The sequence below is a fragment of the Specibacter sp. NPDC078692 genome (genome assembly GCF_040686835.1).
In the GTDB taxonomy this organism is placed as follows: Bacteria; Actinomycetota; Actinomycetes; order Actinomycetales; family Micrococcaceae; genus Specibacter.
In genome coordinates, this window is sequence record NZ_JBFBLV010000013.1 from 27,857 (window position 1) to 41,676 (window position 13,820).

General features: G+C 64.3%; 11 protein-coding genes. 2 read left to right on the forward strand and 9 right to left on the reverse strand.

Features of this window, described 5'->3' with window-relative positions; genetic code table 11:
* Position 1 precedes the first annotated feature (1 nt).
* From AB0O97_RS10805 to AB0O97_RS10825, 5 genes are all read right to left on the reverse strand, one after another.
* Positions 2 to 1,540, reverse strand: a complete 1,539-nt coding sequence (locus AB0O97_RS10805) for a long-chain fatty acid--CoA ligase (RefSeq protein WP_363882365.1) — start codon at positions 1,538 to 1,540, stop codon at positions 2 to 4.
* 79 nt (positions 1,541 to 1,619) lie between these two features.
* Entirely contained in the window at positions 1,620 to 2,486 is an 867-nt protein-coding gene (locus AB0O97_RS10810; protein ID WP_363845355.1) for a crotonase/enoyl-CoA hydratase family protein, read from the reverse strand.
* Positions 2,487 to 4,670 (reverse strand): 3-hydroxyacyl-CoA dehydrogenase NAD-binding domain-containing protein, encoded by a 2,184-nt coding sequence (locus AB0O97_RS10815; RefSeq protein WP_363882368.1) that lies wholly within the window; start codon positions 4,668 to 4,670, stop codon positions 2,487 to 2,489.
* A gap of 5 nt (positions 4,671 to 4,675) precedes the next feature.
* On the reverse strand, positions 4,676 to 5,884 hold the full coding sequence (locus AB0O97_RS10820; RefSeq protein WP_363882488.1) for an acetyl-CoA C-acetyltransferase: 1,209 nt from the start codon (positions 5,882 to 5,884) through the stop codon (positions 4,676 to 4,678).
* Positions 5,885 to 6,001: 117 nt separating this feature from the next.
* A complete protein-coding gene (locus AB0O97_RS10825; protein ID WP_363845348.1) occupies positions 6,002 to 7,159 on the reverse strand; it encodes an acyl-CoA dehydrogenase family protein in 1,158 nt (385 codons plus the stop codon).
* A gap of 80 nt (positions 7,160 to 7,239) precedes the next feature.
* Here AB0O97_RS10825 and AB0O97_RS10830 point away from each other — a divergent pair, with 80 nt between their 5' ends.
* Both AB0O97_RS10830 and AB0O97_RS10835 read left to right on the forward strand, forming a co-directional pair.
* A complete protein-coding gene (locus AB0O97_RS10830; RefSeq protein WP_363845345.1) occupies positions 7,240 to 8,118 on the forward strand; it encodes an enoyl-CoA hydratase-related protein in 879 nt (292 codons plus the stop codon).
* Positions 8,115 to 8,723 carry a TetR/AcrR family transcriptional regulator gene (locus AB0O97_RS10835; protein WP_363845343.1) on the forward strand — a complete coding sequence of 203 codons (609 nt, stop codon included), beginning with the start codon at positions 8,115 to 8,117 and terminating at the stop codon, positions 8,721 to 8,723. The genes AB0O97_RS10830 and AB0O97_RS10835 overlap by 4 nt, the downstream gene beginning before the upstream one ends.
* A 455-nt stretch (positions 8,724 to 9,178) precedes the next feature.
* Here the strand turns inward: AB0O97_RS10835 and AB0O97_RS10840 are convergent, their stop codons facing one another.
* From AB0O97_RS10840 to AB0O97_RS10855, 4 genes are all read right to left on the reverse strand, one after another.
* Entirely contained in the window at positions 9,179 to 10,135 is a 957-nt protein-coding gene (locus AB0O97_RS10840) for an NAD(P)-dependent oxidoreductase (RefSeq protein ID WP_363845340.1), read from the reverse strand.
* Positions 10,119 to 11,714 (reverse strand): long-chain-fatty-acid--CoA ligase, encoded by a 1,596-nt coding sequence (locus tag AB0O97_RS10845; protein WP_363882371.1) that lies wholly within the window; start codon positions 11,712 to 11,714, stop codon positions 10,119 to 10,121. The genes AB0O97_RS10840 and AB0O97_RS10845 overlap by 17 nt, the downstream gene beginning before the upstream one ends.
* A 150-nt stretch (positions 11,715 to 11,864) precedes the next feature.
* Positions 11,865 to 12,644 carry an enoyl-CoA hydratase family protein gene (locus tag AB0O97_RS10850; protein ID WP_363882374.1) on the reverse strand — a complete coding sequence of 260 codons (780 nt, stop codon included), beginning with the start codon at positions 12,642 to 12,644 and terminating at the stop codon, positions 11,865 to 11,867.
* Positions 12,645 to 12,647: 3 nt separating this feature from the next.
* Positions 12,648 to 13,820 carry an acyl-CoA dehydrogenase family protein gene (locus AB0O97_RS10855; RefSeq protein ID WP_363845332.1) on the reverse strand — a complete coding sequence of 391 codons (1,173 nt, stop codon included), beginning with the start codon at positions 13,818 to 13,820 and terminating at the stop codon, positions 12,648 to 12,650.

Sequence of the window (13,820 nt, forward strand, 5' to 3'; positions counted from 1 at the left end):
GCTACCCCTGTTCCTGCGCCGCGGCGTAGCTCTCACGCAGATCGCGCTTGAGAATTTTGCCCGCACCGGACATGGGCAGCGCAGCGAGGAACTCGAAGCTGCGCGGCACCTTGTAGCTCGCAATGAGTTCCTTGCAGTGCACGGTCAGGTCCTCGGCGCTGGTTGTGCTCCCAGTTGCCAGAACCACGACGGCGTGCACGCGTTCGCCATACTTCTCATCCGGAACGCCGATGACAGCCGAGGACGCCACCTCAGGGTGCTTACTCAGGGCGTTCTCCACCTCAGCCGAATACACGTTCTCGCCGCCGGTGATGATCATGTCCTTGATCCTGTCCACCACATAGACAAAGCCCTCCGCGTCCATATAGGCCAGATCGCCGGTGTGCAGCCAGCCGCCGCGCAAGGCCTGCGCGCTCTGCTCCGGGTTGTTCCAATAGCCCTGCATGATGTGGGCACCCTTGGCACAAACCTCGCCGACGTCACCTCTTGGCACTTCCTTGCCGTCAATATCCAAGATGGCCACCTGAGAATGCGGGGCTGCCCGGCCACCGGATCGCATCCGATCGCCCACGTGGTCATCCGGTAGCAACATGGTAACGATGGGTGCCGCCTCGGTCTGCCCATAGGCCTGGGTCAGGCGCACGCCTGGGAAGCGCTCCTGCGTCCTGTGTAGGACCCCTTCAGAGATGGAAGACCCACCGTAGAGTATGCGTTCCAAGGAGGACAGATCGTAATTGCCGGCGTCGGGGTGGTCCACGAGGATCTGGATCATGGTGGGAACCAGCAGCACGTCGGTGGGTTTGTGCTCCTGAATCGCTTTGAATACGCTGGTCGGTTCGAAGAAGGGCACCATGACGTGGGTGCCGCCCAAAATGGTCATTCCAGACCAGGCGGCGAGGTCGGCCAGATGGAACATGGGTGCGGCATGGAGCAATGTGGCACCTGCTTTAAGGAGTTCGCCCGTGGCCACCGCACCCAACCCGGAGGTGACAAAGTTGGTGTGGCTGAGCATGACGCCCTTGGGAAAACCTGTGGTGCCGCCGGTGTAATAGACCCCGGCAAGGTCGTCGCCGCTGCGGTAGACGTCTTCCACCGGATCGCTGGCCGCCACGAGTTCCTCGTAGGAGAGCATGCCCTCCGGGGTAGGCCCGTCACCGCAGTGGATCAGGGTGGTCAAGCCCGGCGCCTTCTCCCGCAGCAACGGCGCCATGGGCACAAAAGCGTCATCAATGAGGAGCACGTGCGTGTCCGAATCCGTCATGGAGTAGGCGATCTCTGCCGGGCTCCACCGGATATTCACGGGATTCACGGCAGCCCCGGCCCACGGCACCGCCAGCAGGTATTCGGCGAAACGGTCCGAGTTCATGGACAGCATGGCGACCCTGTCCCCCGCTTGCACCCCCAGCGATTGCAGGGCGCTGGCAAAGCGGGCGATCCGGTCCGCATGCTCGGTAAAGGTTCGCACCCGGTCCTTGTAGATCGTGGCGGTGGCGTTCGGGGTTGCCTGCAGCGAACGGTGCAGTCCTTGGGTGAGGTACATGAAAAGCTCCTTGGTAAAAAATCGACGCTGACTTTTAGTACAGACTTTTAGTACAGAATTTCCACTGACTCGTGGGCATCTATTTGCCGGTAAACACGCCCGGGCGGCGATCCTGCATGGCCGCGACGGCCTCCAACAGGTCCTCGCTGTGGAGGAACGCAGAGTTCCATAGCGCTACATGCCGCAGCCCGCGGGCCACTTGCTCTTCCCGGTCCTCGTTGAGCACGGACTTGGTGCCTGCCACTGCTAGCGGAGAATTCGCGGCCATCTCCCCCGCCATTTCCAGCGCCGCCGCCATGAGCTGCTCGGTGTCGGGGTACACGTCATTGACCAGGCCGATCTTCTGCGCCCGCGCCGCCGAAATGTCCTTGCCGGTCAGGGCCAGTTCGCGCAGCTGGCCCTCACCGATGATGCCGCGCAGGCGCTGGAGACTTCCGACGTCGGCCACGATCGCCAGCCGTGCCTCCCGGACACTGAACTTGGCATCCGCTGAGGCCAGCCGGACATCGGCTGCTGCAATCAGGTCCACCCCGCCGCCAATACACCAGCCTTGTACGGCGGCAATGACGGGTTTGCGGCACGCTGCCACGGCGGTGATGCCCGCCTGCAGCCGTCCCACCGTGGCCAAGAATTCGGTGCGCGGTGCTGCTTGTGCCGGGGAGTCGGCGGTGAAACTGTCCAGCCAGCCGCCCAACACCTCCTGCACATCCAGACCGGTGCTGAAATGGTTTCCGGCACCGGCGAGCACCACAGACCGCACGCTGTCATCAACATCCAGTGCCGCGAACACCTGAGGCAATTCGGCCCAAAAGGCCAGCCCCATCATGTTGCCGCGGCTGGGCCCCACCAAATGTACGACGGCGACCTCCGGGGTGGGTGCCTGCGCAACAGTGAATGCCGTCCAAGCGTGGGTGAAGGCGGGCCCGGCCGCAGTAACAGCGCTCATTTAGTACGTTTCGCCCTTCTCGACCTTAGCCACCAGTGAGGCAGGCGGCAGGAAGTGATCGCCATACTTGGCCGCAAGCTCACGGGAGCGGGCCACGAAAGCTGCCGGTCCGCCGTCGTACCCGTTGATGTACTGGAGCACGCCGCCGGTCCACGCCGGGAAGCCGATCCCCATGATTGAACCGATGTTGGCATCCTCCACACTGCGCAGCACGCCCTCGTCCAAGCATTTGACGGTCTCGAGGGATTCGGCGAAGAGCATGCGCTCCACCATGTCCTCGAACGGGATCTCCGCGGTGCCGCCGTAGTTCTCCTTCAAGCCTTCCCAGAGCCCTGTGCGGTGGCCGTCGGCGTAGTTGTAGAAGCCGGCGCCAGCGAGTTTGCCCTTGCGGGAGAACGCCTCGATCATCCGGTCCACAATGGGGTAGGCAGCGTGGTCCTGGTACTTTTGGGCACCGCCGTCGTGCTCCAGACCGGCCTGGGTCTCTTTCTGGATTTTGGACATGAGGGTCAGGCTCAGCTCGTCCGCCAACTGCAGCGGGGCCGCGGGATAGCCGGCCTGCAGCCCGGCCTGCTCGATGGACGGGGCCGCAATGCCCTCGCCGAGCATGGCAATCGCCTCGTTCATGAACGTGCCGATCACGCGGGAGGTGAAGAAGCCGCGGGAATCGTTGACAACAATGGGTGTCTTGCGGATCTGCTGGGCGATGTCGAAGGCCTTGGCCAGCGTGGCATCGGAGGTGTTTTTTCCGACGATGATTTCCAGCAACGGCATCTTGTCCACGGGCGAGAAGAAGTGCAGGCCGATGAAGTTCTCCTGGCTCCGCACGCCCTCGGCCAGGGTGGTGATGGGCAGTGTGGAGGTGTTGGAGCCGAGCACGGCATCCGGGCCGAGGAGGTCCTGGATTTCGGCGAACGCCGCCTGCTTCACCTCCACGTTTTCAAAGACGGCCTCAATGACCAGGTCGGAGCCGGCCACATCCGCCGCGTCTGCGGTGGGGGTGATCTTGGCCAGCAGCGCGTCTGCCTCCTCCTGCGTTTGCTGCCCGCGCGCCACAGCCTTGTCGGTCAGTGCCTTGGAGTAGCTCTTGCCGTGTTCGGCCGCCTCGAGTGAGACGTCCTTCAGGACCACGTCCATGCCACCGCGGGCGCACACATAGGCGATGCCCGCGCCCATCATGCCGGCGCCGAGCACGGCAACCTTCTTGGCCGTGTACTTCTCAAACCCGGCCGGGCGGCTGCCTCCGGCGCTGATGTGGCCCATGTCGAAGAAGAAGGCCTTGATCATGTTCGTCGAGACCGGGCCGGTCACGAGTTCCACGAAGTAGCGCGACTCAATCTCCAGCGCCGTGTCGAAGTCGACCTGGGTGCTTTCGACGGCGGCGGCCAGGATGGCGCGCGGGGCCGGGTAGTTGGCGCCCTTGAGCTGCTTGCGCAGATTCGCGGGGAACGCCGGCAGGTTTGCTGCCAATGCGGGGGTGCTGGGGGTGCCGCCGGGGATCCGGTATTTGGGCACATCCCAAGGCTGGATGGCCTCCGGGTTCGCTGCAATCCACGCTTTGGCGGCCGGGAGCAGTTCCTCCACTGTGTCCACAACCTCGTGCACCAGGCCCATTTCAAGGGCCTTGCGGGGCTTGTACTTTTGGCCCTGCAGCAGCACCTTCATGGTGGCGTCGGCGATGCCCATCAGCCGCACGGTGCGGACAATGCCGCCGCCTCCGGGCAGCAGGCCCAGGGTGACCTCGGGCAGTCCGATGACCGAGCCACGGGTATCCGCCGCAATGCGGTGGTGGGTGGCGAGCGCAATTTCCAGCCCGCCGCCCAGTGCGGCGCCGTTGATTGCGGCGACCACGGGCTTGCCGAGCGTTTCCAGGATGCGCAGCTGGGCCTTGATCTGCTGTCCCAGCTCAAAAATCTTTTGTGCATCGGCCGGGGTGGAGGTGATGAGGTCCTTGAGGTCACCGCCGGCAAAGAAGGTCTTCTTCGCAGACGTCAGTACGACGCCGGAGATTCTCTCCTTCTCTGCCGCGAGACGCTCCACCACGGCCTGCATGGAGGCAATGTAATCGCTATTCATGGTGTTGGCCGACTGGTTCGGGTCATCCATGGTCAGGATGACGACGCCGTCTCCGTCCTGGTCCCAGCGGATGGTGTTGTTGCTTTCCTGCACTGTTGCCTCACTCATCGTTACTAGACCCTCTCGATCAAAGTTGCCACGCCCATGCCGCCGCCGATGCACAGGGTCACTACGGCCCTGCGCTTGTCGGTGCGTTCCAGCTCGTCCAGCACGGTGCCCAGGATCATGGCGCCGGTGGCGCCGAGCGGGTGGCCCATGGCGATGGCGCCGCCGTTGACGTTGAGCTTTTCGTCCGGAATACCGAGGTCCTTTTGGTATTTCAGGACCACGGAGGCGAAGGCCTCGTTGATTTCAAAGAGATCAATGTCTGCAACGCTCAGCCCCGCGGTCTTGAGCAGCTTTTCGGTGGCTGGGGTGGGGCCGGTGAGCATGATGGTGGGGTCGGCGCCCGAGGTGGCCGTGGCCACGATCCTGGCTCGCGGTTTCAGTCCCAGCTGTTCGCCCACGGCGGCGCTGCCCACCAAAACCAGAGCGGCGCCGTCGACAATTCCCGAGGAGTTGGCGGCGGTGTGGACATGGTCAATCTTTTCCACGGCATGGAATTTTTGCAGCGCGACGGCATCAAAGCCGCCAGCCTCGCCCATGACGGCGAAGGCGGGACGCAACCCGGCCTGCGACTCGGGCGTGGATTCGGGGCGCATGTGCTCGTCATGGTCCAGGACGACGAGCCCGTTCTGATCCTTCACAGGGATGACGGACTTGGCGAAGCGGCCCTCCTTCCAGGCCTGTGCGGCGAGGCGCTGCGAGCGCACAGCGTAGGCGTCGACGTCCACGCGGCTGAAGCCCTCCATCGTGGCGATGAGGTCGGCACCGACGCCCTGCGGCACAAAGTAGGAATCATAGTTGGTGGCCGGGTCCATGGCCCAGGCGCCGCCGTCGGACCCAATGGGCACACGCGACATGGACTCCACGCCGCCGGCGATGATGAGCTGGTCCCAGCCAGAGCGCACCTTCTGGGCGGCGACGTTGACGGCTTCCAGGCCCGAGGCGCAGAAGCGGTTGAGTTGCACGCCGCCCACCGTGTCCGGAAGGCCGGCGGCGATGACGGCGGTACGGGCGATCACGGCGCCCTGGTCGCCCACCGGCGAGACGACGCCGAGGATCAAGTCGTCGATGAGCGTTTCGTCAAGGCCCGGGTTGCGCTCGCGCAGGGCCTGGATCAGGCCCACCACCAGATCAATCGGCTTGGTGCCGTGCAGCGACCCCTTCTTGCCGCGCCCGCGCGGGGTGCGGATGGCGTCATAGACAAATGCTTCCGGTATTGCTTGTTCGCTCACGTGATTCCTTCCATTGTCATCCCGGGCCGCAGCGGTGCGGGCGGGACGGTTAAGAGCTGTCTGTAGTTGGTGGAGGGGCCTGTAGTTGGTGCAGCGGTGCGCTCAAAGCGAGCGGGCGATGAGTTCCTTCATGACCTCATTGGCCCCGGCCAGCACGCGCAGCACCCGGTTGTCGGCGTACATGCCGGCAATGGGGTACTCCATCATGTAGCCGTAGCCGCCGAAGAGCTGCTGGCAGCGGTCGATGACCTCCGCCGTCCGGTCGGTGATCCAGTATTTGGCCATGGAGGCTGTTGCCGCATCGAGATCGCCGTTGACGTGCCGGGTGATGCAGTCGTCCAGGAACACCCGGTTGACCCGGGCGATCGTGGCGCACTCGGCCAGTTCGAAGCGGGTGTTCTGCAGTTCGAACAGCGGCTTGCCGAAGGCTTCCCGGGTCTTGGTGTACTCCAGCGTTGCCTCCAGGGCGGCCTCACTCATGGCCTGGGCGAGGATGGCGGTGATGAGCCGTTCCTGCGGCAGCTGGTTCATGAGCTGGTAGAAGCCCTTACCCTCCTCCCCGCCGAGGATGTTTGCAGCGGGGACGCGCATGTTGTCAAAGAACAGTTCCGAGGTGTCCTGGCCCTTCAGGCCAATCTTGTCCAGGTTGCGGCCGCGCTGGAAGCCGGGGATCCCGCCGTCGATCTCCGCCACGAGCAGCGAGATGCCCTTGGCGCCCTTGGCGGTGTCGGTCTTGACGGCGATGACCACCAGCTCGGCGAGCTGGCCGTTGGAGATGAAGATTTTGGAACCGCTGACCAAGTAGTCGTCGCCGTCGCGCACGGCACGGGTGGTGATGGCTTGCAGGTCGGATCCGGTGCCGGGCTCGGTCATGGCGATGGCGCCCACCCATTCACCGCTGCACAGCTTGGGCAGCCAGCGCAGCTTTTGCTCCTCGGAGGCGTAGGCCAGCAGGTAGTGGGCCACGATGCCCTCGCTGACGGCAAAGCCCAAGCTGTCAGCCCCGGCACTGGTCTGCTCCTGCAGCAACAGGGCCAGGTTGGCAAAGGTGCCGCCCCCGCCCCCATACTCCTCCGGAATGGACATGCCGCACAGGCCAAGTTCACCGGCGCGGGCATACAGTTCCTTGTCCGGGAAGCCCTGCTCCTTGAATTTCTTCTCGAGCGGGGCAACCTCCTTGACAAAAAAATCGTGCAACAGGGACTTTACGTCGAGCAGATCTTCATCGATCCATGCCGAAGTTAACTGAGTTGTTGACATACCGCCAATAGTGCAGGACTATTGACACCGTGTCAATAGCTGACGCAAGTCTTTACTTTCCAGTCCTGAAAGCGATGACCATGACCGCTGAAATCTCCACACCGTACACCGCCATCAGCTACACGGTGGCCGAGCGCATCGCGACGGTTTCCCTCAATCGCCCCGAAGCCCGCAACGGCTACACGCTCACCATGGCGCACGAGCTCGAGCACGCTTTCCTGGCCGCCGACGCCGATCCTGCCGTCCAGGTTGTGGTGTTCACCTGCGCTGGCAAGGACTTCTCCGTGGGTGCGGACCTCAGCGGCGGCGGCTTCGACATGACCATGACCGATGCCGCCAGTGATTGGCAGGAACCGGCCGGGCGCTGCTCCAAAACCATCTTCGGCATGAACAAGCCCGTCATCGCGGCCCTGCGAGGGGTCTCGGTGGGCGGCGGCATGACCATCACGCTTTCCTGTGACTTCCGACTGGCGTCCACCGACTCCCGCATTTCCTTCCCCTTCAGCCGCCGCGGGATCTTCCCCGAGGGCGCCTCGGTCTGGTACCTGCCGCGTCTTGTGGGCGCGTCCAGGGCCGCCGACTGGATGCTGACCGGCAGGCTTTTTGGTGCGCAGGAAGCGCTCGACGCCGGACTCGTCACCTCGGTGCACGAGCCCGAGAACGTGCTGGAGGCCGCCTACGAGCTGGCACAGGACATCATCGCCAACACCTCGGAGGTGTCCACCGCTGTCATTAAGCAAATGTTGAACCGGCTCAGCGGGCTCGACTCCCCCATCCCGGTCCATGCCTTGGATTCGCAGCTGATCGCCGGGTTGTCGGGCCACGCCGACACGGTGGAAGGCGTGAAATCGTTCCTGGAAAAACGCCCGCCGAACTTCCCTCTCACGGTGCCTGACGGCATTCCGCAGTGGCTCCCCTGGCTCAGTCCTGACCCCATAGAAACAGACTCAACACCGTGACACCCGACAACCCAACCCCCATCCGGCAGCGGCTCAACCCTGACGAACGGCGCCAACAGATCTTTAAATGTGCCCAGCGCTTGTTCAATGAGCGGGCATACGAAGAGGTGTCCGCGACCGACATTGCGGCCGCCGCAGGGGTGGCGCGCGGGCTGATCAACCACTACTTCGGCAACAAACGCGAGCTGTACCTGGAGGTGGTCAAGGTCAGTTCCACGGTGTCGGCAGTGGCGGTGGCGGCGCTGCCCGAGGGGACCTTGCAGGAGCGGATCGGTATGGCCGTTGACTGGTTTCTGGATTCATTGGAGAAATCCGGGGCCACCTGGCTGAGTTTTGGCGGCAGCATCGGGCGCGATCCCGACCTGGAACAGATTCTGATCGCTGCCGAAAATGATTCCATTGAGCTGTTGATTGAGGCGTGCGGCCTGTCCGGGCGAAGCGACGGGCGCGAGCAAATCCGGGCCATGTTCCGTGTCTATGCGCAGCTGGCCCGCAGTGGCGCCCGCGAATGGCTGCTGCGCAAGACGCTGACGCGGCCGCAGGTGCACGCCCTGCTGGCCAGTACACTGACGGTCGTGGTGGAAGAAGCCATCCCCGCCATCTAACTTCCCACCCCCAACGCTCGCTCACATACGGGGCATTATTGCCCGACGCTCGCTCACATACGCATACGGGGCATTATTGCCCAACGCTCGCTCACCTCAGCCCAATTCCATTCCTTGGCCGGCTTGGCCCAGTTCATCCGCAGCGTCGCGTCGCGCCAATGAGTCCGCCTGAAGGAATGCATCCAGCGACTCCGACATGATCCGGAGATTGCTCCCCACATTCCGGTATTCGATGGCGCCGTTTCCAGAAGCTGATCAAGTACGGTCGGGCACATTCCATTGCTCGGCAGTCGGTTGTGAGGTGCGGTCTACTGGGATTGGAGCCGCCGGTTCCGCTTGGTCGGCCGCTGCTCTCGCACTTCCCGAGGGGCAGTGCGAGAGCGCCAGCCGCAACTCCCCCGCTGCTGAGCGAGCGTCCCGGGAAACACCCCCGTATGTGAGCGAGCGATTGGAAGCTACGGGTCCACGTAGAGGTCGATCATCAGCTCCGCGGACGGATCCACGGCGTAGCCGCTGAAGTCCTGCATGCCGCGGGACCGGAGCAGGTCCTCGTCGATGATGGCCTGGCCCGTCAGCTCCCGACTGGATGTGGTGAGGATGGCGTGGGCTGCGTCGGCCATGATGGCGGGGGTGCGGGAGCGCCGGATCATCTCGTCCCCGCCCAGGATGTTCGCCACCGCGGCCGTGGCGATCGTGGTTCGCGGCCACAGCGCATTGGAGGCCACCCCCTGCTTCGCAAACTCCGCCGCAAACCCCAACGCGTTCAGCGTCATGCCGTACTTCGCCAGGGTGTATGCCGGGTTGGCACCGAGCCACTTGGGGCCGAAATTCAGCGGCGGGCTGAGCGTGAGGATGTGCGGATTCTCCGCCTCCAACAGATGAGGCAGCGCAGCCTTAGACAACATGAAGGTGCCGCGCACGTTGACGTCCTGCATCAGGTCGTAACGTTTCTGGGACACCTTCAAAGTGCCGTCCAAGGAGATGACGGACGCGTTGTTCACCACGATGTCGATTCCGCCAAAGGTGGCCACAGCCTGGGCCACGGCGGAGGCGATCGTTTCGTCGTCGCGGACGTCACCCACCACGGCAAGGACCTTCCCGCCGGCAGCCTCGATCGCGGCGGCCGCGGTGTGGATGGTGCCCTCAAGTCGAGGATCCGGCGCGTCGGTCTTGGCAATGATCACCACATTGGCGCCGTCTCGCGCCGCCCGCTCGGCGATGGCCAAGCCGATACCGCGCGAACCACCCGACATCAGGATCGTCTTGCCCGCCAGCGATCCCGGCTCCGCGCCCCGCTGACCGGTCGTCTCCCCAGCCGGGGACGGCACCGAGGTGCCGGTGGCACCCAAGCCGCCGTCCGCCGTCGTGCTTCCCAAGCCGGCGCTTCCCAAGTCCTTAGATGTTTCGCTCATGACCCCTCCAATACGGTTCGCGCAGCTCGCGCTTCAAGATTTTCCCTGTCGCATTGCGCGGCAGTTCCGCCACAAAATCCACCGAGGTGGGGCACTGGTAGTGAGCCAGTCGCTCGCGGCAGAAGGCGATGATGGCCGCTTCCTCCACCGTACTGCCCTCCTCCCGGACCACAACAGCCTTGACCGTCTCCACCCATTTGGGGTCCGGGACGCCGATGACGATCCCCTCCGCCACGCCGGGAACGGCCATGAGCACGTTCTCCACCTCGGGGCTGTAAATGTTCTCGCCGCCGGAGATGATCATGTCCTTGAGCCGGTCCACCATAAACAGGTAACCGTCCTCATCGAGGTGCCCAATGTCGCCCGAACACAGGAAACCGTCGGCCGTGAACGCCGCCGCCGTGGCCTCCGCCTTGTTCAGGTAGCCCTTCATGTTTTGCGCCCCGCGAACCTGGATCTCGCCGTTGGTTCCGGTGGGGAGCACCTCATGGGTGACGGGGTCCACGATCCGAATTTCCAGTCCTGGCAGCGCACGCCCCACGGATTGGAGCACCTCTGGCCGCGGTGGATGCCGGTGGTCGGAGTCCTGGAGCATGGTGCCGATCCCAGACATCTCCGTCATGCCAAAGACGTGCGCCAGCTCGGTGTTGGGCCACGCGTTGAGGGTCTTCTCCAGCAGCGGTAGCGGCATGGGCGAGGCGCCGTAGGCAATCTTCTTCAGCGGTGCCACGGCGGCTGCGGCCGCAGGTCCCGCCGCGAGCACGGCTTGGATGACGGCGGGCACCAGGAAGGCGTGCGTGGCACCGTCGGCAATGGCTTTCATCATGGACGGCCCGGCCGGATCGCGCAGGTAAATGGTCTTGGCGCCCGCGTATATCCCAACCTGAAAGTAGCACGAGCCGCCCACATGGAACATCGGCATGCCCACCATGCTCACGTCGCCGGGCCCCATCTGGAACCCCTTGTTGGACACTTCGCTGTGCACGTTGATACTGCGGTGGGTCAGCTCCACACCCTTCGGCCGACCCGTGGTGCCCGAGGTATACATGACGAGAACGGTGTCATCCGGGTCCGGCGTTTCACGTACGACGGCGGCCCCTCCTGCCGCTGACTCGGCGGCTTGTGCTTGGCCTGTGTTGAGGAACGGTTCGTATTCGTCGTGGTCCCCGCCAATTTCCACCGTGCGCGGGAGCGGGCTTTCTGCGCCGGCTGCCTTCACGACTGCTTTAAGGTCGGCGCCGTAGAAGACGATCTTGGGGGCGGAATCCTCGAGGATGTAGGCGAGCTGGTTCGGTGCCAGGCGGAAGTTGCCCACCACGGTGCCGGCGCCCAGTGCGGCCGCGCCGAAGGTCAACTCCACAATGGCCAGGTGGTTCAGCTCGAAAGTGAGGATCCGGTCCCCGCGCGTGATGCCGGCTCGGTGCAGGGCGTCGGTGAGTTGGTGGATCCGCTGCTGCCATTGGGACCAGGTGAAACTTCTGTCTCCGAATGTCACTGCTATTTCATCCGGATTGTGTCTGGCCCAATGGTCGAGCCTGTCTTGCAAGAAGACCGGGGCTTCAAGAATTTCCAGCGTCATAGTAAACCTTTCGTGGTGCCGGCGTCGCTGCCGGCTGCTTATGAAGGAGTTGTGAATCTGACTGCGGTGTGGATGTGAGCGAGGGTTGGCGAAAAGCAACCCGTATGTGAGCGAGGGTCGGTGGAAAACGCCCCGTATGTGAGCGAGGGTTTAGGGGGCGGGGAGGTGCCAGGAGGGCCTTCTTCGTTCTAGGAACGCAGCCATGCCCTCCTTCACCTCCTCGGTAGTGAACAGTTTCGAAGACAGGGCGACCATCTCGGCCGCGCCCGCCTCGAGCGTTGCCAGTATGGGTGCGGCGGCCAGCTTCTTGCTTTCGGCAAGGCCCTGCGGTGAGCCGAGCCGGATGCCGGCCAGAATGGGTTCCAACACGGCGTCCACATCGTTGGAGGAAGCTGTGATGAGCCCGTTGGCCTGCGCCTCCGCTGCGTCGAACGTCTCCCCGGTCAGGTAGTAGCGGGACACGGAGCGGCTGTTCATCCGCGGCATGGTGGTCAGCGAAATGATGGCCGGGCCCAGCCCGATCCGCACCTCGGAGAAGGCGAACGTAGCAGACGAGTCAGCCACGACAATGTCGCACGCGCCCAGTATGCCCAGCCCGCCGGCCCGGGCCACGCCTCGCACTAACGCTATGACCGGAACGGGCACGCTCAGGATGGTGCGCAGGATCCGCACCAGGTCCCGGGCGCCCTCCTCAACACCGTGGGTGCCGGCCTCCTTCAAGTCCGCACCCGCACAGAACACGCTGCCGGTGTGAGTGAGCAGAATCCCGCGGACGCTCCCGGATGCGGCTGCGAGCGCAGCCTGTTCCAGCCGGTCCACAAGCTCGCCCACTAGTTGCCGGGATAGCGCGTTGCGGTTGCCGGGCGAGTCCAGGGTGATGGTGGCAACGCCGGCGTCCACCGCGTAGTGGACGAGTTCGGTGGCAGCCATTGCTCAGTAGCTCTTCGGCAGGCCGAGCGAATGCTGGGCAATGAAGTTCAACACCATCTCGCGGCTGACGGGGGCAACCCGGCCAATGCGGGCCAGCCCCAGCATCTGGGCCAGGCCATACTCGCGGCTCAGCCCGTTCCCGCCCATGGATTGAATGGCGACGTCGAGGGCGTTGATGCTGGCCTCGGCACCTGAATACTTGGCCATGTTGGCGGCCTCCCCGGCTGCCAAGTCCAGCCCGGCGTCGTAGAGAGAGGCAGCGCGGAGCATCATGAGCCGACTCAGTTCCACCTCGATGTGGGCCTTGGCCAGCGGGTGGGCGATGCCTTGGTGCGCACCGATGGGCTGGCCCCACACCGCACGCTCCTTGACGTACTCAACAGCCTTGTTGATGGCGTAACGACCGGTGCCCACGGCGAGCGCCGAGGCCATGATGCGTTCCGGATTGAGCCCGGCAAACAGGGCTTCCAGTGGTGCGTCGGCCCCGCCCACCAAGGCACTGGCGGGGAGGCGGACGTCGTCCAGGAACAGCAGGTACTGCTTCTCCGACTCGATGATGTCCATCTCCACCTCCCGGTATTCAAAGCCGGGGGTCTCTCGCGGCAGCACGAACATGGCGGGGCGCAGGCGGCCGCTGCGCTCGTCCACGGTTCGAGCGACGATCAGTACGTAGTCGGCGTTGTTGACGCCGGTGACGAAGACCTTGCGGCCGTTGAGCACCCAGTCGTCGCCGTCGCGGCGGGCCACGGTGGAGATGTTGTGCGAGTTGGAGCCGGCGTCGGGTTCGGTGATGCCGAACGCCATGACGGTTGAGCCGTCGGCAAAGCCGGGCAGCCAGGCCTGCTTCTGTTCTTCCGTGCCATACCTGGCGATGATGGTGCCGCAGATGGCCGGGGAGACCACCATCATGATCATGGACGCGCCCAGGGCCGAAGATTCCTCCAGCACCGCGGCGAGCTCGTAGATGCCTGCCCCGCCGCCACCGTATTCCTGCGGCACCGACACGCCCATGAAGCCGGCCTCACCGAGTTCCTGCCATAACTCGGTCATGGACTCGCCGGCCCGCGCGTGCTTCGTGGCGTATTCGGGACCGTAGCGGCCCACAATGTCGCGCACCGCCTCGCGCAGCGCCTGCTGTTCGTCCGTTTCAACAATGCTTGATTGAATGCCGCTCAT